This window comes from Pseudomonas sp. ASL8 (genome assembly GCF_056680355.1).
The window spans coordinates 5,154,913-5,175,815 of the sequence record NZ_CM155278.1 but is presented as its reverse complement, the minus strand read 5'-3'; the positions used below and the strand labels follow the sequence as shown (position 1 = coordinate 5,175,815).

Here is a 20,903-nt window from a genome sequence, read left to right as displayed (position 1 = left end):
ATGCTTAAACAAACACTGGCTAAAAACGGTTTGATCGCGATTCTTCGTGGTCTGCGTCCTGAAGAGGCGGCGTCCATCGGTGAGGTGTTGTATCAAGCTGGTTTTCGCGTCATCGAAGTGCCGCTTAACTCACCTGAGCCTTACGACAGCATCCGTATTCTGCGCGCGACGTTGCCCGCCGATTGCCTGATCGGCGCCGGCACGGTGTTGACGTCTGAGCAAGTGGGGCTGGTCAAAGAGGCGGGCGGTCAAGTGATCGTCATGCCGCACAGCGATCCCAAGGTGTTGCGTGCCGCCAAAGCAGCAGGCTTGTACTTGTCGCCGGGTGTTGCCACGCCGACCGAGGCCTTCGCCGCACTGGCTGAGGGCGCGGATGTACTCAAACTGTTCCCTGCCGAGCAAATGGGCCCGGCAGTGGTCAAGGCCTTCCTCGCTGTATTGCCGGCCGGTACCGCACTGATCCCGGTGGGCGGTATTACCCCGGACAACATGCAGGTCTTTATCGACGCCGGTGTGTCCGGTTTCGGTCTTGGCTCCGGGCTGTTCAAACCGGGGATGAGCGCCGCTGAGGTTGCCGAGCGCGCCGATGCCTACATGTCTGCATGGAATCAATTGAGCTGAGCTGATCGGCGCCCTGAGCGTCGCCTCCAATAAGAGAGCGCACACATGAAAATCACCAAACTCACGACGTTTATTGTTCCTCCACGCTGGTTGTTCCTGAAAATCGAGACCGACCAAGGCGTGACCGGTTGGGGCGAGCCAGTGGTCGAAGGCCGTGCGCACACGGTCGCTGCGGCGGTGGATGAATTGTCCGATTACCTGATTGGCAAGGACCCGCGCAACATCGAGGACATCTGGACCGTGCTCTATCGCGGCGGTTTTTATCGGGGTGGAGCGGTGCACATGAGCGCCTTGGCCGGGATTGATCAGGCGTTGTGGGACATCAAGGGCAAGGCCCTGGGGGTGTCGGTCAGCGATTTGCTTGGCGGTCAGGTGCGCGACAAGATCCGCGTATATTCCTGGATCGGCGGTGATCGCCCAGCCGACACCGCTCGCGCTGCCAAAGAGGCCGTGGACCGTGGTTTTACCGCCATCAAGATGAACGGCACCGAGGAGTTGCAGTTCCTCGACTCCTTCGAAAAAGTCGACCTGGCACTGGCCAACGTCGCCGCCGTGCGGGATGCCGTCGGGCCTAACGTCGGCATTGGCGTCGACTTCCATGGCCGGGTGCACAAACCCATGGCCAAAGTGCTGATGAAGGAACTCGATCCGTACAAGTTGATGTTCATCGAAGAGCCGGTACTCAGCGAGAACTATGAAGCGCTCAAGGAGTTGGCGCCCCTGACCAGCACCCCGATTGCCTTGGGTGAGCGTTTGTTTTCGCGCTGGGACTTCAAGCGCGTCCTGAGCGAAGGCTACGTCGACATCATTCAGCCCGATGCCTCGCACGCAGGCGGGATCACCGAAACCCGCAAAATCGCCAACATGGCTGAAGCCTACGATGTCGCCCTCGCGCTGCATTGTCCGCTGGGGCCGATTGCCCTGGCTGCCTGTTTGCAGCTGGATGCGGTTTGCTACAACGCGTTTATCCAGGAGCAGAGCCTGGGTATCCATTACAACGAAAGTAACGATCTGCTCGATTACATCAAAAACCCGGAAGTATTCGACTACGACAAAGGCTTCGTGAAGATCCCCAACGGCCCGGGTCTGGGCATCGAAATCAACGAAGAATACGTCAAGGAACGCGCCGCCATCGGTCATCGCTGGCGCAACCCGATCTGGCGCCATGCCGACGGCAGTTTTGCCGAGTGGTGATTCAGTAGCCCCCCCCGTTCCGTGTTGTCCTCAAATAACCATAATAAGAGGCACCCCATGCAACCTCAGACCTTCGCAGGAAAGGCGTCGTTAGTGACGCCGACCCGTAAGCGTTTTTTCATCATGGTGCTGTTGTTCATTACGGTAGTGATCAACTACCTGGATCGCGCCAACCTGTCGATTGCCGCACCGGCCCTGACCACGGAGCTGGGGATCGATCCGATTCATGTCGGTTTGATCTTCTCTGCTTTCGGCTGGACCTACGCCGCCATGCAGATCCCCGGCGGCTGGCTGGTGGACCGCGTACCGCCGCGGATTCTGTATGCCGTCGCGCTGTTGCTGTGGTCGCTGGCGACCATCATGCTCGGCTTCGCGGCCAGTTTTATCGCACTGTTTGTTCTGCGTATGGCAGTGGGCGCCCTGGAAGCGCCGGCTTATCCGATCAATAGCCGTGTGGTTACCACTTGGTTCCCGGAGCGTGAACGGGCGACGGCGATTGGGTTTTATACGTCTGGGCAATTTGTCGGGCTGGCGTTTCTGACGCCGGTTCTGGCCTGGTTACAGGCGCAGTATGGCTGGCACATGGTTTTCGTCAGCACCGGTGCCGTGGGTGTCATCTGGGCACTGGTGTGGTTTCTGGTCTATCGCGAGCCGCGTGATTTCAAAGGCGTCAATCAGGCGGAAATCGAGTTGATTCGCGACGGGGGCGGGCTGGTGGATATCCAGACCAATGCCGAGAAAAACAAACGCGGCTTCAGTTGGCCGGATCTGGGGATCGTCCTGAGCAAGCGCAAGCTCTGGGGCATCTATTTGGGCCAGTTCTGTCTGAACTCGACGCTGTGGTTCTTCCTGACCTGGTTCCCGACGTACCTGGTGAAGTACCGTGGGATGGACTTCATCAAATCCGGTTTACTGGCTTCACTGCCTTTTCTTGCCGCGTTCATTGGTGTGCTTTGTTCGGGTTTCTTCTCCGATTGGTTGATCCGTCGCGGCAACAGTGTCGGTTTTGCCCGCAAGTTGCCGATTATTGGCGGGCTGTTGATTTCAACCTCAATCATTGGCGCCAACTACGTCGAGTCGACACCGCTGGTGATCGCCTTCCTCGCGCTGGCGTTCTTCGGTAACGGGCTGGCGTCGATCACTTGGTCGCTGGTGTCGACTCTGGCGCCCGCCCGATTGCTGGGATTGACCGGCGGCACCTTCAATTTCATCGGCAACCTGGCGGCGATCACCACGCCCATCGTGATCGGTTTTCTGGCAACAGGGGATTCCTTTGCCCCCGCGATCACCTACGTAGCCGTGTTGGCGCTGGTGGGCGCGCTGTCGTACATCCTGTCGGTGGGGAAGGTCGAGCGCATCGAGTTGTAACCGAGGCAAGCTGGCGACAATAATGCCGTCAGCTTTCTGACTGGATAAGGCGTGATATGCAGCACGATTCACTCAACCCTGCGATAAGCAACGCCACCAAGGACGTCGCGCCAACCGGTACCCAAACCCTGCTGCGTGGGCTTGGCGTGGTTCAGGCCGTGGCCAGCGGTGCCCGTGACCTCAAGGAAATTGCCCGGGTTATCGGCACCACGCGCAGCACGACCCATCGTCTGGTCAGTTGTCTGGTGGAGGAACGTTATCTGCGGGTCTTGCCACAGGTGGGTTACCTGCTCGGGCCAAAGCTGATCGAGCTGGGTTTTCAGGCCCGTGAGGAAGTGCCGCTGGCAATGTTGGCGCGTCCGTATCTCGACGAGTTGTCAGCGCTGACCGGGGATACCGTGCACTTGGCGATTCGTGAGGGTGATGACGTGTTGTATCTGCACAAAAACCCGGGCCGCAATGGTCCCGAAATGCGCTCGCGGGTCGGTCACCGTATGCCGTTGGCGCGCACCGGGATTGGCAAGGCGTTGATGATTGATTGCACGCAGGACGAGTGGCAGCGTCTGTATCAGATCAGCTTGCCAGTCGGCGGAAAATCTATGGTGTGGCCGCAGCATCAGGAGCAGTCCTGGGAACAGTTCTGGCAGCGAATGCTGGACTATGTCGCGGGCGGCTATGCGTTTGATCTGGAGGACAACGAACCGTCGATTCGCTGTGTTGCCGCGCCGGTACGTGATGCCAGCAACCGAATCGTTGCCGGCATCAGCATTGCCAGTACCGTGCCTTATATGCCCCTGGAGAAAATGGCCGAGCTGATCCCGCTGATCAAACAGACCGCAGCGCGACTCTCGGCCGAGTTAGGGGCCAAAGCCTGATTCAGGCTTTCAAACTCGCCATATCGATGACGAAACGGTACTTCACGTCGCCCGCGACCACTCGGGTAAAGGCGTCGTTGATGTTGCGGATGTCGAGCATCTCGATGTCGCAGGTGATGCCATGCTCGGCGCAGAAGTCCAGGACTTCCTGGGTTTCCGCCATGCCGCCGATCATCGAGCCTGCCAGCACACGACGTTTCGTGACCAGGTTGGCCGAATGCACTGGGGGTTCCACTGGCTCGACCAGCCCGACCAGAATATGCACGCCGTCGAAACGCAGGGTCTGCAGGTAGGGGTTGAGGTCGTGTTGCACCGGAATGGTGTCCAGCAGGAAGTCGAAATGGCCGGCTGCTGCTGCCATCTGTTTGGCGTCGGTTGAAACAATTACATGGTCGGCGCCCTGACGACGGCCTTCCTCAGCCTTGGCCTCGGAGCGGGTGAACAGGGTCACTTCGGCGCCCATGGCTTTGGCGAATTTGATGCCCATGTGACCCAGGCCGCCCATGCCGAGAATGCCGACCTTGTCGCCCGGTTTCACGTTGTAGTGCTTGAGTGGCGAGTACGTGGTGATCCCGGCGCACAGAATTGGCGCCGCGCTGGCCAGGTCCAGTTTCTCTGGAATGCGCACGACGAATCGCTCGCTGACCACGATGCTGTCGGAGTAACCACCCATGGTGATGCTGCCGTCGACGCGGTCTTTCGATGCGTAAGTCTGAGTCGGCCCTTCCAGGCAATATTGCTCCAGGTCAGCCTTGCAGGCTTCGCACTGGCGGCAGGAATCGACCATGCAACCGACCCCGACCTTATCGCCGACTTTGTAGCGGCTGACGTCTGCACCGACAGCGGTCACCTTGCCAACGATCTCGTGGCCTGGCATCAAAGGATAGACGGCGATCCCCCATTCGTTGCGCGCCTGGTGGATATCGGAGTGGCAGACGCCGCAGTAGAGAATCTCGATGGCCACGTCATCGGCCCGAGGGCTGCGGCGTTCGAAGTTCATGGGGGCGAGGGGGGCGGTGGCCGACTGGGCGGCGTAACCGATGGCTTTATACATAGTGAACCTCGCAAAACAATGACTGGGTGATGCGAACCATTGTCCCCGTGCATGACATGACCGGCCATGGTCATTCCTCCGGCTATCTTGCCTATTCCTCCGGCATCAGCGCTGATTGGCTGTTTTGTTGGGCGGATCTGCGATGATGGCGCTGTCTATTCCTCTTGCGAAGCTGGATTCCCATGTTGTTGACCCGCCACGTTGATGCCAACGCAACACTGGTCTCGTTGATTCGGCCGCTCGCCACTCGTCCGGGATTTCTGCCGACGCTATTGCCTGAGGTGCAGATTGTCTCGGCCCGAAGCAATGTGGCGCGTTGCCCACAGATCTACGAGCCGAGCCTGATGATCATTGCCCAAGGCAGCAAACTGGCCTACCTGGGGCCGCGCACTCTGGAATATGGCGCTGGACGCTATCTGGTTCAGGCGTTGTCGATGCCCTTCGAGTGCGAAACCTTTGCCACGCCCGAAGTGCCGTTGCTCGGTGTCGCGATTGGCATTGACCGGAGCATGCTGGGGGAGTTGGTGCTGGCCATGGGGCTAATGCCGGGGCGTGACACTCAACCCCAGACCCTGGAGTCCATGAGCTCCGCCGAGCTTGACGCGGGCATGCGCGAAAGTGTCGAGCGCTTGTTGCGGTGCCTGCATGATCCGATGGAATGTCAGATCATGGGCCGCACGCGTTTGCGTGAGGTGCTGTATGCCGCGCTGCGTGGCCCTCAGGCCAGTGTGTTGCGGGCGTTGGTCGAGCAGCAAGGGCCGTTCGCCCGTGTTGCTGCATCGTTGAGCCATTTGCATACGCACTATGCCGAGCCGCTCAGCGTCGAGACCCTGGCTCGCTGCGCAAACATGAGTGCCTCGACCTTCCATGAGCACTTCAAGCGCGGCACCCTATTGTCCCCGGTGCAGTACCTGAAGCGCCTACGGCTGCTCAAGGCGCAACGGATGTTGATCGCCGAAGGCATCGGCGTGGCGCAGGTTGCCCTGCGCGTGGGGTATCAAAGCACGTCGCAATTCAGTCGGGAATATAAGCGCTACTTTGAACACAGCCCTGGAGACGAAGTGATTGGCGCGCATCCATGATGCTGATCGTTCAGGTGCGGACCGGAGGTTTTTCAGACTCAACAAAAAGGCTCCGAACAGGCTGTGTGAAAACGTAGCGAGCGAAGGCAAGACAAGGCAAAAACAGGCGAGGAAGCGGAGTCTACGTGTTGTAAATGAGCATTCCGAGCCTGTTTTTAACGCAGTATTGTCGAGCGCAGTAGTTTTCACACAGTCTGCAAAGGAGCCTTGATGTGTGATCGCCAGCTTTACATGTTCGGGTAAGTCGGACCACCACTGCCTTCAGGCGCTACCCAGGTGATGTTCTGGGAAGGGTCCTTGATGTCGCAGGTTTTGCAATGCACGCAGTTCTGCGCGTTGATCTGGAAGCGTTTTTCGCCGTCTTCCTTGGTGATCACTTCATACACGCCGGCAGGGCAGTAGCGCTGGGCCGGTTCGTCGTACAGCGGCAAGTTGGTGCCAATCGGGATGCTCGGATCGGCCAGCTTCAGGTGGCAGGGTTGTTCCTCTTCATGGTTGGTGTTGGAGAGAAATACCGAGCTGAGCTTGTCGAAGCTGAGCTTGCCATCGGGGCGTGGGTAATCGATCTTTTTCGAGTCGGCCGCAAGCTTCATGCACGCATAATCCGGCTTGGTGTCGTGCAGGGTGAACGGGATCTTGCCGCCAAAGAAGTTCTGATCGATGAAGTTGAATGCACCGCCGAGGATCGGACCGAACTTGTGCAGCGCCGGGCCGAAGTTACGGCTGGCGAACAGTTCGTCATAGAGCCAGCTGGCTTTGAAGGCCTCAACGTAAGTGTTCAGTTCGTCGCCGCCTTCCTTACCGGCGAAGAGGGCATCAGCCACCGAATCAGCCGCGAGCATGCCGGATTTCATGGCGGTATGGCTGCCCTTGATCTTGGCGAAGTTCAAGGTGCCGAGGTCGCAGCCGATCAGCGCGCCGCCCGGGAAGACCATTTTCGGCAGCGAATTCAGGCCGCCCTTGCAGATGGCGCGTGCGCCGTAGCTGATGCGCTTGCCGCCTTCCAGGTACTGCTTGATTACCGGGTGGTGCTTGAGGCGCTGGAATTCATCGAACGGTGACAGGAACGCATTGGAGTAGGACAGATCGACGATCAGGCCGACCACCACCTGATTGTTTTCCAGGTGATAAAGGAAAGAACCGCCAGTGTTCTCGGTGCCCATTACGTCCAATGGCCAGCCAGCGGTGTGTACCACCAGACCTTGCTCGTGCTTGGCCGGGTCGACTTCCCAGATTTCTTTGAGGCCGATACCGTAATGCTGCGCATCGGCGTCGGTATCGAGGTTGAAGCGCTTGAGCAGTTGTTTACCGATATGCCCACGGCAACCTTCGGCGAACAGCGTGTACTTGCCGCGCAGTTCCATGCCGGGGGTGAAGTAACCCTCTTTAGGATGGCCTTCACGGTCAACGCCCAGGTCGCCGGTAATGATCCCGCGGACCACACCGTTCTCGTCGAACAATGCTTCCTGGGCGGCGAAGCCCGGGTAGATTTCGACACCCAGGTTTTCAGCCTGCTGAGCCAGCCAGCGGCACAGATTGCCCAGGGAAATGATGTAGTTACCTTCGTTGTGCATGGTTTTAGGCACAAAGAGGTTGGGTACTTTAGTTGCGCTGTCGGCACTTTTGAGTACGAAGATATCGTCGCGCTTGACCGGGGTGTTCAGCGGCGCGCCGAGTTCTTTCCAGTTCGGAAACAATTCGTTCAGGGCGCGAGGTTCGAACACGGCACCGGATAAAATGTGCGCACCCACTTCAGAGCCTTTTTCCACCACGCAGACGCTGATTTCCTTTCCGGCTTCGGCGGCCTTCTGTTTCAGTCGGCAAGCGGCGGAAAGACCCGCGGGGCCTGCGCCGACGATGACGACGTCGAATTCCATGTATTCGCGTTCCACAGGCTATCTCCTACTCAGGGCTCAACAGTTTTTTTTATATGAAGCAACTAGCGCGGGTCGCGAGTAACATTGGCTGACCTGCGCGCCGCAAAGGCACGCATTATATCTGGACCATCGCTCAGGTCCAATACAAACGTTTGTTTGAATTTGCTGGAAGCCAGATAAATCAAAGACGCGCTGCTCATATCTGACCATTTTGGCGTATTGACCAGAAAAGACGTTCCGGTCAAGATACGGGCGGTTTTGCGCTCGCCGTAGGCTGACCGCTGGTTTCAAGGGCACCTCTAAAAAGCGTTGTGAACGCAGTACAGTTGTTTTTAGAGGTGTCCTTTTTGCCGACGTGTATCAATCGCCAGGTCCGCCCGGGCGATTTTCTTTTCACCGGAGAGTAACGAGGAATCCATGAAGGTTCTTGTAGCTGTCAAACGAGTGGTCGACTACAACGTCAAGGTTCGCGTCAAAGCGGACAACTCCGGCGTCGATCTCGCTAACGTCAAAATGTCGATGAACCCCTTCTGCGAAATCGCTGTGGAAGAAGCCGTCCGCCTGAAAGAAAAAGGCGTTGCGACCGAGATCGTCGTCGTTTCCATTGGTCCGACCACCGCTCAGGAGCAACTGCGTACCGCCTTGGCTCTGGGTGCTGATCGCGCCATCCTCGTTGAGTGTGCCGACGAGCTGAATTCCCTGGCGGTGGCCAAGCTGCTCAAGGCTGTGGTCGACAAAGAACAACCGCAGTTGGTGATCCTGGGTAAACAGGCCATCGACAGCGACAACAACCAGACTGGCCAGATGCTGGCTGCGCTGAGCGGCTACGCCCAGGGCACCTTCGCCTCTAAAGTCGAAGTGTCTGGCGACAAAGTCAGCGTCACGCGTGAAGTCGACGCCGGCTTGCAGACTGTGTCCCTGAGCCTGCCAGCGATCGTGACCACAGACCTGCGTCTGAACGAGCCACGCTACGCCTCCTTGCCAAACATCATGAAAGCCAAGAAGAAGCCTCTTGAAGTGCTGACTCCGGACGCTTTGGGCGTTTCTACCGCCTCCACGACCAAAACCCTGAAAGTTGAAGCGCCGGCTACCCGCAGCGCAGGCATCAAGGTCAAGTCGGTGGCTGAACTGGTCGAGAAACTGAAAAACGAAGCGAAGGTAATCTAAATGACTATCTTGGTTATTGCTGAACATGAAAATGGTGTCGTTGCCCCGGCAACCCTGAACACCGTAGCTGCCGCTGTAAAAATCGGTGGTGATATTCACGTACTGGTTGCTGGTGCCAACGTTGGTGCCATCGCTGAAGCTGCCGCGAAAATCGCTGGTGTCTCGAAGGTGCTGGTTGCCGACAACGCTGCCTATGCACACCAGTTGCCGGAAAACGTCGCGCCGCTGATTGCCGAGCTGGGCAAGGCTTACAGCCACATCCTGGCTGCTGCTACGTCCAACGGCAAAAACATCCTGCCGCGTGTTGCTGCGCAGCTGGACGTTGACCAGATCTCCGAGATCATCGCCGTTGAAAGCGCTGACACCTTCAAGCGTCCGATCTATGCCGGTAACGCCATTGCGACAGTGCAGTCTTCGGCCGCTGTCAAAGTGATCACCGTGCGTGCTACGGGTTTTGATCCGGTTGCTGCTGAAGGCGGTTCCGCTGCAGTTGAAGCAGTTTCGGCTGCTCACGATGCTGGCAAGTCCATCTTCGTTAGCGAAGAACTGGCCAAGTCCGATCGTCCAGAACTGACCGCTGCCAAAATCGTCGTTTCCGGCGGTCGTGGCATGCAGAACGGCGAGAACTTCAAACACCTGTACGCCTTGGCCGACAAGCTGGGCGCTGCTGTGGGTGCTTCGCGCGCCGCAGTCGACGCAGGTTTCGTACCGAACGACATGCAGGTCGGTCAGACCGGCAAAATCGTTGCGCCACAGCTGTACATTGCGGTCGGTATTTCCGGCGCGATCCAGCATTTGGCCGGTATGAAAGACTCCAAAGTGATCGTTGCGATCAACAAGGACGAAGAAGCGCCGATCTTCCAGGTGGCTGATTACGGCCTGGTGGCTGATTTGTTCGAAGCCATACCTGAGTTTGAGAAGCTGGTTTAATCCAGGCTCTTCACTTATAAAGAGAACCCGTTCATTTCGGGCTGTGTGAAATTGCGCTACGCCGCAGATTCCCATGGCCTTCGATGAGCGGGTTTTTTATTGGATTCGATTAAGGATTGACCTATGAGCAGGCCTCGGCTGCTATTGCCATCGCTTCTTTTAGGCGTGTTCATGCTGCCATCACTGAGTTTCGCCGCCGGCAAATGTGAGCGTCTGATCGTGACAGGCAGCCCCGATGCGCCGCCTTATCTATGGCGTGACCCCCAGGACCCGAAGCACCTGATGGGCGCCAATGCCGACCTGCTCAAGCAAGCTGCGCAGGAATTGGGCCTGAAAGTAGAGCTGCTGTATGCAGGTAAACGCAGTCAGGCGCTGGAAGAAGTGCGCAGTGGGCGCATGGACCTGTTGGCCGACGCACCGTTGAAGTCGTCGGAGCTTGAATCGCTCGATTACATTCATCCTTCGATCACCCAGAACGAAATCGTTGTCTGGACTCGACGTGATCATGCGCAACCGTTCAATGTGCTCGCCGATCTGCGCGATCATCCGGGCGCGGTATCGAACAAAATTCGCCTCACGCAACCCTTTGAGGCGCTAGTCAGTGAGCATCTGAAACTGGAGCGCACCGAGAATCTGACCCAGGCGTTTCAAAAATTGATCCTGGGGCAGGTTGAATATGTACTGGCGGGGCGTTACGCCGGGCTGGCGATGGTCCAGGCGTTGGGGGTGTCGGCGGACCTGATTGCGCAGCCTTTGCCACTGGATAAACCGGGGCTGTACCTGGCGTTGTCATTCAATTCAGCCTGCAATGATCCTTGGTTGCGCGGACAACTGGCTAAAAAGATGACAGAATCGGCCGCCTCCGGCCTGTCAGGCGAGGCGGTGAAGCGCAATCTGGAACTCTGGAAAGCGCAGTTGCTGCTGCCGGCCAGCGCCCCAAACAAGTAGGAATGTTTTCGTGAGTATTCGAGCTTTATTCGCCGCCACAGCCTTTGCTGCTCTGGTCGGCTGTGCCAACGATCCGGCACCGATCGAACAGTTACGACTGACCGAGCAAGCAGTGGAGCAAGCCAAAGCGGTGGGTGCCACCGAAGAAATACCAGAGCTGACACTGGCCCAATCAAAACTGATTCAGGCTCGCGCCGACATGGCCGACCAGTCATTCAAAGAGGCGCGCATGCAGGCCGAGCAGTCGGAACTCGATGCGCGGCTCGCCGAAGCGCGCGTCCTGACCCAGAAGAGTCAGGAGCAAATAACGCAGATGAACACTCGCCTCAATCGTTTGCGTAAGCAAGTGGGAGACGTTCAGTGAGTCGTATCCCTCGTATCATCAGCGTGGTCATGCTGCTGGGTTCGGCAGGCCTTTACGGTTGTGCAGGGCATCAGGACAGCGAGCGGGCAGTGCAGCAAGCCAGTGTCGACTTCCAGAAAGTCAGGGAAGATACCAACGTTCTGCGCGGCGCCCCCAAGGATGTTATCCGTGCCGGCGAATTGTTAGGGCGTGCCGAGCGTTTGTCCGGCTATTGGGGCAGTGGCGCAGACGTCAGCCATTACGCATACCTTAGCCGCCGCTACAGCGAAATTGCTCGCGAACACACGAACCTGATGCTCAATCAGGAACAGTTGGCCAAGTCGGAGCTAGACCGTCAGCGCCTGCAACTTGCGTTGCGTGAAGCCAAATTATCCAGTTTGCAGCAGCAAGGCAAATGGCTGGAGGAGCAGATGGTTGCCTTGGCCACCATCCAGACTGATCGCGGTCTGGTCATGACCCTGGGCGACGTCCTATTTGATACGGGGAACGCTGAGCTAAAAAGTTCGGCCAATCGCACGGTGCTCAAGTTGGTGCAATTTCTCCAGCTTAATCCCAAGCGTGTCGTGCGGATCGAGGGCTATACCGACAGCACAGGCGGCAAGCAGGAAAACCTTCAGCTTTCCAGGGATCGGGCGCAGTCGGTGGCTGATTTGTTGATGGATCTGGGCATTGACGAGAAGCGTCTTCAGGTCGAAGGCTACGGGGATGAGTTCCCTGTCGACGCGAACGCTTCGGAGCGCGGAAGGGCGCAGAATCGTCGGGTTGAAATCGTATTCTCCGACGACAAAGGCCATTTGGGGGCGGCGCGCTAAGCGTTCTCATTAAAAAACCCGGTAACCGCAAGGTGCTGGGTTTTTTTTGAGTAAAAATTGGGACGGATAGCGGGTTTTTCGATGGAATTGTTCTATCACTACCCAGGAGGGCTATCATTTCTTGAAACTGTCCCCGTACACTTCCTGACTGTTACGGTAGTCACCCGTCTTGAACACTTTATAAAAATAAGTTGTCAGCAGCATCGAGGGCCGCGTCATGACCAATCTTCTACTTTATCAACGCATTGCTCAGCAACTGGCTGAGGATATTCGCCGGGGTGTCTATCAACCCGGTGAGCGCGTGCCCTCTGTTCGCAAAATGAGTTCGCAGCTCAATGTCAGCCATGCAACGGTGTTGCAGGCCTATGCAAACCTTGAAGATCAAGGTTTGATCCGGGCGCGGCCGCAGTCGGGTTATTACGTGCACCAGACGCCGGCGCTGACTGCGCCCACCCCGGACATCGCTCGCGTAGAACGTCCTGGTCTGGTCACTCGCAGTAGCATTATCCAGCAGGTTTTAGTCGAATCACGCCGCGAAGGTGTGTTTCCGTTAGGGGCTGCGGTGCCTCACGTAGACTATCTGCCAGTTCGGGCGCTGCACCAGCAGTTGGCAAAAGTGACGCGCTTTCAGAGCCCGCGCGCTTTCAGCTATATGTTCAGTCCCGGTTTCGAGCCGTTGCGTCGTCAGGTTGCCATTCGTATGCGCGATGCCGGGGTGGTGGTCGATCCGTCCGAGGTAGTGATTACCCACGGTTGTGTCGATGCGTTGCAAATGTCCTTGCGGGTACTGACCCGGCCCGGTGATCTGATCGCGACTGAGTCGCCCACCTATTATGGTTTGCTGCAAATGGCCGACCTTCTGGGGCTCAAGGTCATCGAGATTCCGAGTGATCCTGCCACCGGCATCAGCCTTGAAGCGTTGCAACTGGCGGCCAACCAGTGGTCGATCAAGGCGTTGGTGATGACATCGCGTCTGAGCAATCCATTGGGTGGGACCGTGCCTGAAGAGCGGCAGAAGCATCTGCTGCGACTCGCCTCGGATTTTGATATTCAGATTGTGGAAGACGACATTTATGGCGAGCTGATGTTTGAGCTCGGGCGAACCAAGGCGTTGAAGGCCTTTGACCGGCTGGGCAGGGTGATTTATTGCTCGAGTTTTTCCAAGACCTTGGCGCCCGGTGTGCGTATCGGCTGGACGATTGCCGGAAAGTATCAAGCGGAAATCCAGCGATTACAGACATTCAGTACCCATTCAGCCTGCAGCGTCACCCAAATGGGCGTTGCTGCTTATCTGGAAAACGGCGGTTATGACCGGCATTTAAGGTTCATTCGCCTGGAATACCGCAAAAATTTGAGCGCGTTCCAGTTGGCGGTGCAGCAATATTTCCCGGAAGGGACTCAAATGAGTCGGCCAACGGGAGGATTTATTCTGTGGGTGAGCTTGCCGGGGCGGGTTAACACCCAGGAATTGCATGTGCGAGCCCTGGAGCAGGGAATCAGCATTGCGCCGGGGCTTATTTTTAGCAATACAGAGCAGTTCAATCACTGTATTCGGCTCAACTGTGGTATCCCGTGGAACCGCGAAGCGGAGCGCGCACTGATGACTTTGGGCATGCTCGCCAAGCAACTGTGTCAAGAAACGGCGCAAGCTTACTGAGGTGTTACCTCAGGGGTGAATCCTGTACTCAGCGCTTTGCACTCGTCCGGTTTGAATCTGCTGGCTTGTCATGAACCCTTCAACAGGCCAGCATATGGCCCTCTGCCTTGCTGCCATTTATGTCTATGAATTTTCTTCGTTGTATCGGGTTGCTGTTAATTGTACTGGTGAGTGCCTGTGGTCCTGAAAAACCTTCTGCGCCGGTGCCTAAGGTCGTACCAGAAGCAGCGTCGGGTGTACCGGTGGACGCGGGGGGCAAGCCGGTCGTCGTGCCACCTGCGCCAATCGCAGCGCAGGTGCATGTCCATGAGTTGAAACCTAACATTCCGGTGGTCCCGGTAGTGGTGACTCCAGGCCTGGCGGCCTCGATGAAGAAAGCCGCTGCCGCCAAAGCACCTGTCACCCCGTCGGCGGCGGTGACTCCCTCAGCCAAGGCGTCCGTACAAAAGACTGTCTCCGGCAAAGCCATGCCCGAGTCGACCCCGGCAAAGCCTCGCGCGCCGATGGCCAGCAAGACCAAGCCCGCCAGTGAAGTGGTGCGGCAAACCCGTCTCTCCCAGCCGAATCTGGACTTGAGTCTGCCGACAGATATGGTCAAGGAGATGGCGCCCGTTGGTACAGTGGCGCCTATCGCTAACAAGTCTTTATTGCCACCCATGTTTGGCGAGAAAAAAACGGCTCCGGAAGGTCCTTTCCAGCTCAACGGCCGCTTGCTGAATAACGCAATGAAGCTGCAAATGCGCGACGAAAATCGGCGGGAAGTCGAAGGTGCCGCCCTCGATTTCGAGTTCAAGCAGTAACGCTAAAAAGCGGTCTGCCGTCAGACTGATTTCAAACGGCCGTTTTAGCGGGTAATATCCCTCGATACTTTAACCATTGCCGGTCGCGAGGATATTCGTTATGGACTGTCGTCCAGATTGCGGGGCCTGCTGCATCGCACCTTCTATCAGTTCGCCAATTCCTGGCATGCCCAATGGCAAGGCCGCAGGAGAGCGCTGCCTGCATCTTTCTGTCGAATCGTTGTGTGGTTTGTTCGGCAGGTCCGAGCGACCTGCCGTGTGCAGTGCGTTTTCGCCGGATGAGGAGGTCTGTGGGTCGAGCCAGGCGGAGGCTATTCGTCTGATTGGCTGGTGGGAGCAAGCGACCGCAGTGGCGTGATGGCCTTTACTCAAGCAGAACTGATTTCCCGCAAACCGGTTTACCGGAACTTTGACAACAAGGAATAAAATAATGAGTTCGCTGCATCGGATAGCTGTTGTGTGTGGTTTGACTGTATTGATGGCTGCTGCCGCTCAGGCTGAAGACTGGAAAGTCGCGAAGGATGAGGGGGGTATCAACATCTCTTTGAGCGAAGTGGCGGGCTCCAAGTACAAGGCTTATCGCGGTGTCACTACGATCAAGGCGAGTGTGGCCAAGCTGCGCGGCCTGCAGGAAGACGTTGTGGGTGCTTGTACCTGGATTCATGAATGCAAGTCGCAGAAGTTGCTCAAGTATGACGGTGCCAAGACGTGGACCTACACCCAGTTCAATACCCCTTGGCCTGTGACTCCGCGCGACTCGGTGTTGCTGGTGACTTCCGAGCAGGGCGCTGATGGCACTCTGACGCGCACGCTAAAGGGCGAGCCAACGTATATTCCAGAGGAAAAAGGCTTTGTGCGGGTCGCGCAGGTAGAGGGTTTCTGGAAATTTGTTCCCAAAGGTGCCGATCAAACCGAAGTGACGTACCAGGTTCATACCGAGCCGGGTGGTAGCGTGCCGTCCTGGCTGGCCAACAAGTTTGTGGTGGACGCTCCTTTCAATACCTTGAAGGCGTTGAAAGAGAAGGCGGAGAAGTAATCGATACTGATCGTCGGGGGCTGATGACAGCTTTCCTGGCGCTACAAAAAAGGGCTGCCAATGGCAGCCCTTTTTTAATTCTCGACGGTTTAGGTCGAGAATGGTTTGCAGTCTTACTTGCGATCTTCCAGAGGCACGATGTCGCGAGACACGTAGCCAGTGTAGAGCTGGCGAGGACGGCCAATCTTGTACGGGCTGGAGAGCATTTCTTTCCAGTGCGAGATCCAGCCGACGGTCCGCGCCAAGGCGAAGATCACGGTGAACATGCTGGTTGGAATGCCGATAGCTTTCAGGATGATGCCCGAATAGAAGTCTACGTTCGGGTACAGCGAGCGTTCGATGAAGTACGGGTCGGTCAGGGCGATCTCTTCGAGACGCATGGCCAGTTCCAGCTGTGGATCGTTGGTGATGCCCAGCTCTCTTAGTACTTCGTCGCAGGTCTGCTTCATCACGGTGGCGCGCGGATCGCGGTTTTTGTAAACCCGGTGACCGAAGCCCATCAACTTGAACGGATCGTTCTTGTCTTTGGCCTTGGCAATGAATTTGTCGATGTTCGAGACATCGCCAATTTCATCGAGCATAGCCAATACTGCTTCGTTGGCGCCGCCGTGTGCCGGGCCCCAAAGGGCTGCGATGCCGGCAGCGATGCAGGCGAACGGGTTGGCGCCCGAGGAACCGGCCATGCGCACAGTAGAGGTCGACGCATTCTGCTCGTGATCGGCGTGCAGGATAAAGATCTTATCCATTGCCTTGGCCAACACCGGGCTGATCGGTTTGATCTCGCAGGGGGTGTTGAACATCATGTGCAGGAAGTTTTCTGCGTAGTTCAGGTCGTTGCGCGGGTACATCATGGGTTGCCCCATGGAATATTTGTACACCATCGCTGCCAGGGTAGGCATTTTTGCAACCAGACGGATCGCGGAGATTTCACGATGCTGCGGGTTATTAATGTCCAGAGAGTCGTGATAGAACGCCGACAGGGCACCCACCACGCCGCACATAACGGCCATTGGGTGAGCGTCGCGACGGAAGCCGTTGAAGAATGTCTTCAACTGCTCGTGCACCATCGTGTGGTTCTTCACGGTGATCACGAACTGGGCTTTCTGTTCGGTCGTCGGCAGTTCGCCGTTGAGCAACAGGTAGCAGGTTTCCAGGTAATCCGATTCTGCAGCAAGCTGTTCGATCGGGTAGCCGCGGTGCAACAGGATGCCTTTGTCACCGTCGATATAGGTAATCTTCGACTCGCAAGAGGCGGTCGACATGAAACCAGGGTCGAATGTGAAGTGGCCGGTGGCGGTTAGACCGCGAACGTCGATTACATCGGGACCCACGGTGCCGGTCAGAATTGGCAGCTCGACGGGGGCTGCGCCCTCGATGATCAACTGCGCTTTTTTGTCAGCCATGTGGCCTCCTATATATGCTTCAAATCATCAGACAGACCCCCCACGCAGGGCCCGCACCACTATAGTGAGATAAATCTTAAAGTCAATTTGCCTAAAGTCTTGCTGCAGGGGGCTTCGGGCGAGGTTTTTCCGTGAAGATTCGAGCCGTTTACGCCTTTTATAAGTCGGGCGCAATTGCCTATTAGCGTGAGGTCTGCGCGTTGTCATTAGTGACCTAACTGTCTATACTCTGGCTCCGACCGCCGGGGGCTTTAGGGCCTGTTTCATGGGGGTCGTCACTCTCTGGGTGGTGGGTACCTGACCAGTGCACTTCCCAACAACTTTGCCCTGATTGTTAGGGGCTCTTCAAGTGTGAAAAAAAGCCGTGAATAGCCAACGACCTGTAAACCTCGACCTAAGGACCATCAAACTCCCAGTCACTGCTTACACGTCCATTCTTCACCGTATTTCCGGTGTCATCCTCTTTGTCGGCCTTGCCATCATGCTTTATGCATTGGGCAAATCGCTGGGCTCCGAGGAAGGTTTCGGGGAAGTGAAGGCGTGTTTGACCAGTGTGCTAGCCAAGCTAGTAATTTGGAGCCTGCTGTCCGCCTTGCTGTATCACTTGGTGGCAGGTATTCGCCACTTGATCATGGACATGGGCATCGGTGAAACGCTGGAAGGCGGCAAACTGGGCTCGAAAATCGTTCTCGCCGTCTCCGCGGTGCTGATCGTTCTGGCGGGAGTATGGATATGGTAACCAACGTCACTAACCTGTCGCGTTCGGGCCTCTATGACTGGATGGCACAGCGCGTATCTGCGGTCGTGCTCGCGGCTTATTTCATATTCCTGATCGGGTACCTCATCGCGAACCCTGGCCTGGGGTACGCCCAATGGCACGCGCTGTTCGCTAACAACGCGATGCGTATCTTCAGTCTGCTGGCCTTTGTTGCTCTGGGCGCTCACGCCTGGGTTGGCATGTGGACCATCGCGACCGATTACCTGACGCCGATGGCGCTGGGCAAGTCCGCGACTGCAGTACGTTTCCTCTTCCAGGCTGTCTGCGGCATCGCGATGTTCGCTTACTTCGTCTGGGGTGTGCAGATTCTTTGGGGTATCTGATTCATGGCTAACATTAATACGCTTTCTTTTGACGCCATCATCATCGGTGGCGGCGGCGCTGGCATGCGCGCAGCATTGCAGCTGGCCCAAGGCGGTCACAAGACCGCTGTAGTTACAAAGGTATTCCCGACTCGTTCCCATACCGTTTCCGCTCAGGGTGGCATCACCTGTGCCATCGCCTCCGCAGATCCAAACGATGACTGGCGCTGGCACATGTACGATACCGTCAAGGGCTCCGATTACATCGGTGACCAGGACGCTATCGAATACATGTGTTCCGTAGGCCCGGAAGCGGTCTTCGAACTCGAGCACATGGGTCTGCCGTTCTCCCGTACCGAGCAAGGCCGTATCTATCAGCGTCCGTTCGGCGGTCAGTCGAAAGACTTTGGCAAGGGCGGTCAGGCTGCACGTACTTGCGCAGCTGCCGACCGTACCGGTCACGCGCTGCTGCACACCCTTTACCAAGCCAACCTGAAAGCCGGCACTGTATTCCTCAACGAATACTATGCAGTGGATCTGGTGAAGAACCAGGACGGCGTGTTCGTCGGCATCATCGCGATCTGCATCGAAACCGGTGAGACTTCGTACATCCGCGCAAACGCGACTGTACTGGCCACTGGCGGCGCTGGCCGTATCTACTCGTCGACCACCAACGCACTGATCAATACCGGTGACGGTATCGGCATGGCGCTGCGTGCAGGCGTGCCGGTTCAGGATATCGAGATGTGGCAGTTCCACCCAACCGGCATCGCCGGCGCAGGTGTACTGGTTACTGAAGGTTGCCGTGGTGAAGGTGGTTACCTGATCAACAAGCATGGCGAGCGTTTCATGGAGCGTTATGCTCCGAACGCCAAAGACCTTGCTGGTCGTGACGTAGTAGCACGCTCCATGGTTAAAGAGATCATCGCCGGTAACGGTTGTGGTCCGGATGGCGATCACGTAATGCTCAAGCTCGATCACCTGGGCGAAGAAGTGTTGCACAGCCGTCTGCCAGGTATCTGCGAATTGTCCAAGACATTCGCTCACGTCGATCCAGTGACCGATCCGGTTCCTGTGGTTCCGACATGCCACTACATGATGGGCGGTGTTGCCACCAACATTCATGGTCAGGCAATCACACAGAACGCTGCTGGCGTGGACACCATCATCCCGGGTCTGTTCGCTGTCGGCGAAGTGGCTTGCGTGTCGGTGCACGGCGCCAACCGTCTGGGCGGCAACTCGTTGCTCGACCTGGTGGTCTTCGGCCGCGCTGCCGGTATCCACCTGGAACAAAGCCTGCGTGAAGGTGTTGAATACCGCCGCGCGACTGAAACCGATGTTGACTTCGCACTCGAGCGCCTTGCTGGCTTGAACGCGCGGACCACCGGTGAAGACGTCGCTTCGCTGCGTAAAGAACTGCAAAGCTGCATGCAGAACTACTTTGGTGTGTTCCGTACTGGCGAATACATGCAGAAGGGTATTGCTCAGTTGGCAGGCCTGCGCGAGCGCATCGCCAACGTCAAGATCAACGACAAGAGCCAGGCGTTCAACACGGCTCGGATCGAAGCTCTGGAACTGCAAAACCTGCTGGAAGTTGCTGAAGCTACCGCGATTGCCGCAGAAAATCGTAAAGAGTCCCGCGGCGCTCACGCCCGTGAAGACTTTGAAGATCGCGATGACGTGAACTGGCTGTGCCACACCCTGTACTTCCCGGGTGAAAAACGCGTAGCCAAGCGTGCCGTGAACTTCTCGCCGAAGACTGTTCCGACTTTCCAGCCCATGATCCGCACTTATTAAGGGTGGCCGATATGTTGCAAGTCAGTGTTTATCGCTACAACCCGGATCAGGACGCTGCGCCGTTCATGCAGGAATTCAAGGTCAATACCAACGGTAAAGACTTGATGGTTCTGGACGTGCTGGCCCTGATCAAAGAGCAGGACGAGGGTTTCTCCTATCGTCGCTCTTGCCGTGAAGGCGTGTGTGGCTCAGACGGCATGAACATCAACGGTAAAAACGGCCTGGCATGTATCACGCCGCTGTCCGCCGTGGTCAAGGGCAACAAGCTGGTGGTACGTCCACTGCCTGGTTTGCCGGTTATTCGTGACCTGGTCGTCGATATGAGCATCTTCTATAAGCAGTACGAGAAGGTGAAGCCTTACCTGCTGAACGACACGCCGGCTCCGGCCATCGAGCGTCTGCAGTCGCCAGAAGAGCGCGAGAAGCTGGACGGTTTGTACGAGTGCATTCTGTGCGCTTGCTGCTCGACTTCCTGCCCGTCCTTCTGGTGGAACCCTGACAAGTTCCTCGGTCCAGCTGCACTGCTGCAAGCCTACCGTTTCCTGGCTGACAGCCGTGACACTCATACCCAGGAACGTCTGGCTTCGCTGGATGACCCGTTCAGCGTTTTCCGCTGCCGCGGGATCATGAACTGCGTGAACGTGTGTCCGAAGGGCCTGAACCCAACCAAGGCTATCGGTCACGTTCGCAGCATGCTGCTGCAAAGCGGCGTCTGATTTGACTGTTGTACTCGTAACACCGTAACACCCGTAACTGATGTACCTGTACTAGCTGCGGCGCAGGCTTCAACCGGCGCCGTAGTTTTAACCTGAGCAGTAGCTCATAAAGCTGCGGCTCT

At 57.1% G+C, this 20,903-nt stretch carries 21 protein-coding genes; 18 read left to right on the top strand and 3 right to left on the bottom strand.

The features are described 5' to 3' along the window. From AC1MEA_RS23685 to AC1MEA_RS23670, 4 genes are read left to right on the top strand one after another with little or no spacing between them, the layout of a single operon-like run. Positions 1 to 621 (top strand): 2-dehydro-3-deoxy-6-phosphogalactonate aldolase, encoded by a 621-nt coding sequence (locus AC1MEA_RS23685; protein ID WP_219060785.1) that lies wholly within the window; start codon positions 1 to 3, stop codon positions 619 to 621. A 45-nt stretch (positions 622 to 666) separates the two neighbouring features. Continuing rightward, positions 667 to 1,815: a galactonate dehydratase gene (gene dgoD, locus AC1MEA_RS23680; protein WP_219060786.1), complete on the top strand. Its 1,149-nt coding sequence runs from the start codon at positions 667 to 669 to the stop codon at positions 1,813 to 1,815. Between the two features lie 57 nt (positions 1,816 to 1,872). Continuing rightward, entirely contained in the window at positions 1,873 to 3,183 is a 1,311-nt protein-coding gene (locus AC1MEA_RS23675) for an MFS transporter (protein ID WP_480417554.1), read from the top strand. Positions 3,184 to 3,239: 56 nt separating this feature from the next. Continuing rightward, on the top strand, positions 3,240 to 4,058 hold the full coding sequence (locus tag AC1MEA_RS23670) for an IclR family transcriptional regulator (protein WP_219060788.1): 819 nt from the start codon (positions 3,240 to 3,242) through the stop codon (positions 4,056 to 4,058). 1 nt (position 4,059) lies between these two features. Here the strand turns inward: AC1MEA_RS23670 and AC1MEA_RS23665 are convergent, their stop codons facing one another. Continuing rightward, positions 4,060 to 5,112 (bottom strand): NAD(P)-dependent alcohol dehydrogenase, encoded by a 1,053-nt coding sequence (locus AC1MEA_RS23665; protein ID WP_219060789.1) that lies wholly within the window; start codon positions 5,110 to 5,112, stop codon positions 4,060 to 4,062. 182 nt (positions 5,113 to 5,294) lie between these two features. On the opposite strand from AC1MEA_RS23665, the gene AC1MEA_RS23660 reads away from it, so the two are divergent. Continuing rightward, positions 5,295 to 6,194, top strand: coding sequence for an AraC family transcriptional regulator (locus AC1MEA_RS23660; protein WP_219060790.1), 900 nt, complete (start codon positions 5,295 to 5,297; stop codon positions 6,192 to 6,194). Between the two features lie 227 nt (positions 6,195 to 6,421). Here AC1MEA_RS23660 and AC1MEA_RS23655 read toward each other — a convergent pair whose 3' ends face one another. Continuing rightward, complete coding sequence (locus tag AC1MEA_RS23655) at positions 6,422 to 8,086, bottom strand: electron transfer flavoprotein-ubiquinone oxidoreductase (RefSeq protein WP_219060791.1); 1,665 nt, start codon at positions 8,084 to 8,086, stop codon at positions 6,422 to 6,424. Positions 8,087 to 8,488: 402 nt separating this feature from the next. On the opposite strand from AC1MEA_RS23655, the gene AC1MEA_RS23650 reads away from it, so the two are divergent. The 9 genes from AC1MEA_RS23650 to AC1MEA_RS23610 all read left to right on the top strand — a co-directional run bounded on the left by AC1MEA_RS23650 (position 8,489) and on the right by AC1MEA_RS23610 (position 15,785). Then, complete coding sequence (locus AC1MEA_RS23650) at positions 8,489 to 9,238, top strand: electron transfer flavoprotein subunit beta/FixA family protein (RefSeq protein ID WP_219060792.1); 750 nt, start codon at positions 8,489 to 8,491, stop codon at positions 9,236 to 9,238. Further along, positions 9,239 to 10,168, top strand: coding sequence for an electron transfer flavoprotein subunit alpha/FixB family protein (locus AC1MEA_RS23645; protein WP_480417553.1), 930 nt, complete (start codon positions 9,239 to 9,241; stop codon positions 10,166 to 10,168). A gap of 123 nt (positions 10,169 to 10,291) precedes the next feature. Continuing rightward, complete coding sequence (locus AC1MEA_RS23640) at positions 10,292 to 11,116, top strand: substrate-binding periplasmic protein (RefSeq protein WP_480417552.1); 825 nt, start codon at positions 10,292 to 10,294, stop codon at positions 11,114 to 11,116. A gap of 10 nt (positions 11,117 to 11,126) precedes the next feature. Next, entirely contained in the window at positions 11,127 to 11,480 is a 354-nt protein-coding gene (locus tag AC1MEA_RS23635; RefSeq protein WP_449635175.1) for a DUF4398 domain-containing protein, read from the top strand. 29 nt (positions 11,481 to 11,509) lie between these two features. Further along, the gene (locus tag AC1MEA_RS23630; RefSeq protein ID WP_480918209.1) at positions 11,510 to 12,292 is read left to right on the top strand and encodes an OmpA family protein; all 783 of its coding nucleotides are present in this window, start codon (positions 11,510 to 11,512) and stop codon (positions 12,290 to 12,292) included. A gap of 217 nt (positions 12,293 to 12,509) precedes the next feature. Further along, a complete protein-coding gene (locus AC1MEA_RS23625) occupies positions 12,510 to 13,949 on the top strand; it encodes an aminotransferase-like domain-containing protein (protein WP_219060797.1) in 1,440 nt (479 codons plus the stop codon). A gap of 119 nt (positions 13,950 to 14,068) precedes the next feature. Then, complete coding sequence (locus AC1MEA_RS23620) at positions 14,069 to 14,749, top strand: translation initiation factor 2 (RefSeq protein WP_219060798.1); 681 nt, start codon at positions 14,069 to 14,071, stop codon at positions 14,747 to 14,749. A gap of 100 nt (positions 14,750 to 14,849) precedes the next feature. Continuing rightward, on the top strand, positions 14,850 to 15,107 hold the full coding sequence (locus AC1MEA_RS23615; RefSeq protein WP_219060799.1) for a YkgJ family cysteine cluster protein: 258 nt from the start codon (positions 14,850 to 14,852) through the stop codon (positions 15,105 to 15,107). 72 nt (positions 15,108 to 15,179) lie between these two features. Continuing rightward, positions 15,180 to 15,785, top strand: coding sequence for an START domain-containing protein (locus tag AC1MEA_RS23610; protein WP_219060800.1), 606 nt, complete (start codon positions 15,180 to 15,182; stop codon positions 15,783 to 15,785). 113 nt (positions 15,786 to 15,898) lie between these two features. Here the strand turns inward: AC1MEA_RS23610 and gltA are convergent, their stop codons facing one another. Beyond that, the gene (gltA, locus tag AC1MEA_RS23605) at positions 15,899 to 17,188 is read right to left on the bottom strand and encodes a citrate synthase (RefSeq protein WP_219060801.1); all 1,290 of its coding nucleotides are present in this window, start codon (positions 17,186 to 17,188) and stop codon (positions 15,899 to 15,901) included. Between the two features lie 364 nt (positions 17,189 to 17,552). On the opposite strand from gltA, the gene sdhC reads away from it, so the two are divergent. From sdhC to AC1MEA_RS23585, 4 genes are read left to right on the top strand one after another with little or no spacing between them, the layout of a single operon-like run. Continuing rightward, complete coding sequence (gene sdhC, locus AC1MEA_RS23600) at positions 17,553 to 17,927, top strand: succinate dehydrogenase, cytochrome b556 subunit (protein WP_219060802.1); 375 nt, start codon at positions 17,553 to 17,555, stop codon at positions 17,925 to 17,927. Beyond that, a complete protein-coding gene (sdhD, locus tag AC1MEA_RS23595) occupies positions 17,921 to 18,289 on the top strand; it encodes a succinate dehydrogenase, hydrophobic membrane anchor protein (protein ID WP_219060803.1) in 369 nt (122 codons plus the stop codon). The genes sdhC and sdhD overlap by 7 nt, the downstream gene beginning before the upstream one ends. Positions 18,290 to 18,292: 3 nt before the next feature. Further along, a complete protein-coding gene (gene sdhA / locus AC1MEA_RS23590) occupies positions 18,293 to 20,065 on the top strand; it encodes a succinate dehydrogenase flavoprotein subunit (protein WP_219060804.1) in 1,773 nt (590 codons plus the stop codon). Positions 20,066 to 20,076: 11 nt separating this feature from the next. Further along, positions 20,077 to 20,781 (top strand): succinate dehydrogenase iron-sulfur subunit, encoded by a 705-nt coding sequence (locus AC1MEA_RS23585; protein ID WP_219060805.1) that lies wholly within the window; start codon positions 20,077 to 20,079, stop codon positions 20,779 to 20,781. Positions 20,782 to 20,903: the final 122 nt, after the last annotated feature.

What these genes read in the sequence shown, in the direction of transcription:
- AC1MEA_RS23685 (WP_219060785.1), top strand. Translation starts at nt 1, where the DNA reads ATGCTTAAACAAACACTGGCTAAAAACGGTTTGATCGCGATTCTTCGT.
- dgoD (WP_219060786.1), top strand. Translation starts at nt 667, where the DNA reads ATGAAAATCACCAAACTCACGACGTTTATTGTTCCTCCACGCTGGTTG.
- AC1MEA_RS23675 (WP_480417554.1), top strand. Translation starts at nt 1,873, where the DNA reads ATGCAACCTCAGACCTTCGCAGGAAAGGCGTCGTTAGTGACGCCGACC.
- AC1MEA_RS23670 (WP_219060788.1), top strand. Translation starts at nt 3,240, where the DNA reads ATGCAGCACGATTCACTCAACCCTGCGATAAGCAACGCCACCAAGGAC.
- AC1MEA_RS23665 (WP_219060789.1), bottom strand. Translation starts at nt 5,112, where the DNA reads ATGTATAAAGCCATCGGTTACGCCGCCCAGTCGGCCACCGCCCCCCTC.
- AC1MEA_RS23660 (WP_219060790.1), top strand. Translation starts at nt 5,295, where the DNA reads ATGTTGTTGACCCGCCACGTTGATGCCAACGCAACACTGGTCTCGTTG.
- AC1MEA_RS23650 (WP_219060792.1), top strand. Translation starts at nt 8,489, where the DNA reads ATGAAGGTTCTTGTAGCTGTCAAACGAGTGGTCGACTACAACGTCAAG.
- AC1MEA_RS23645 (WP_480417553.1), top strand. Translation starts at nt 9,239, where the DNA reads ATGACTATCTTGGTTATTGCTGAACATGAAAATGGTGTCGTTGCCCCG.
- AC1MEA_RS23640 (WP_480417552.1), top strand. Translation starts at nt 10,292, where the DNA reads ATGAGCAGGCCTCGGCTGCTATTGCCATCGCTTCTTTTAGGCGTGTTC.
- AC1MEA_RS23630 (WP_480918209.1), top strand. Translation starts at nt 11,510, where the DNA reads ATGCTGCTGGGTTCGGCAGGCCTTTACGGTTGTGCAGGGCATCAGGAC.
- AC1MEA_RS23625 (WP_219060797.1), top strand. Translation starts at nt 12,510, where the DNA reads ATGACCAATCTTCTACTTTATCAACGCATTGCTCAGCAACTGGCTGAG.
- AC1MEA_RS23620 (WP_219060798.1), top strand. Translation starts at nt 14,069, where the DNA reads ATGTCTATGAATTTTCTTCGTTGTATCGGGTTGCTGTTAATTGTACTG.
- AC1MEA_RS23615 (WP_219060799.1), top strand. Translation starts at nt 14,850, where the DNA reads ATGGACTGTCGTCCAGATTGCGGGGCCTGCTGCATCGCACCTTCTATC.
- AC1MEA_RS23610 (WP_219060800.1), top strand. Translation starts at nt 15,180, where the DNA reads ATGAGTTCGCTGCATCGGATAGCTGTTGTGTGTGGTTTGACTGTATTG.
- gltA (WP_219060801.1), bottom strand. Translation starts at nt 17,188, where the DNA reads ATGGCTGACAAAAAAGCGCAGTTGATCATCGAGGGCGCAGCCCCCGTC.
- sdhD (WP_219060803.1), top strand. Translation starts at nt 17,921, where the DNA reads ATGGTAACCAACGTCACTAACCTGTCGCGTTCGGGCCTCTATGACTGG.
- sdhA (WP_219060804.1), top strand. Translation starts at nt 18,293, where the DNA reads ATGGCTAACATTAATACGCTTTCTTTTGACGCCATCATCATCGGTGGC.
- AC1MEA_RS23585 (WP_219060805.1), top strand. Translation starts at nt 20,077, where the DNA reads ATGTTGCAAGTCAGTGTTTATCGCTACAACCCGGATCAGGACGCTGCG.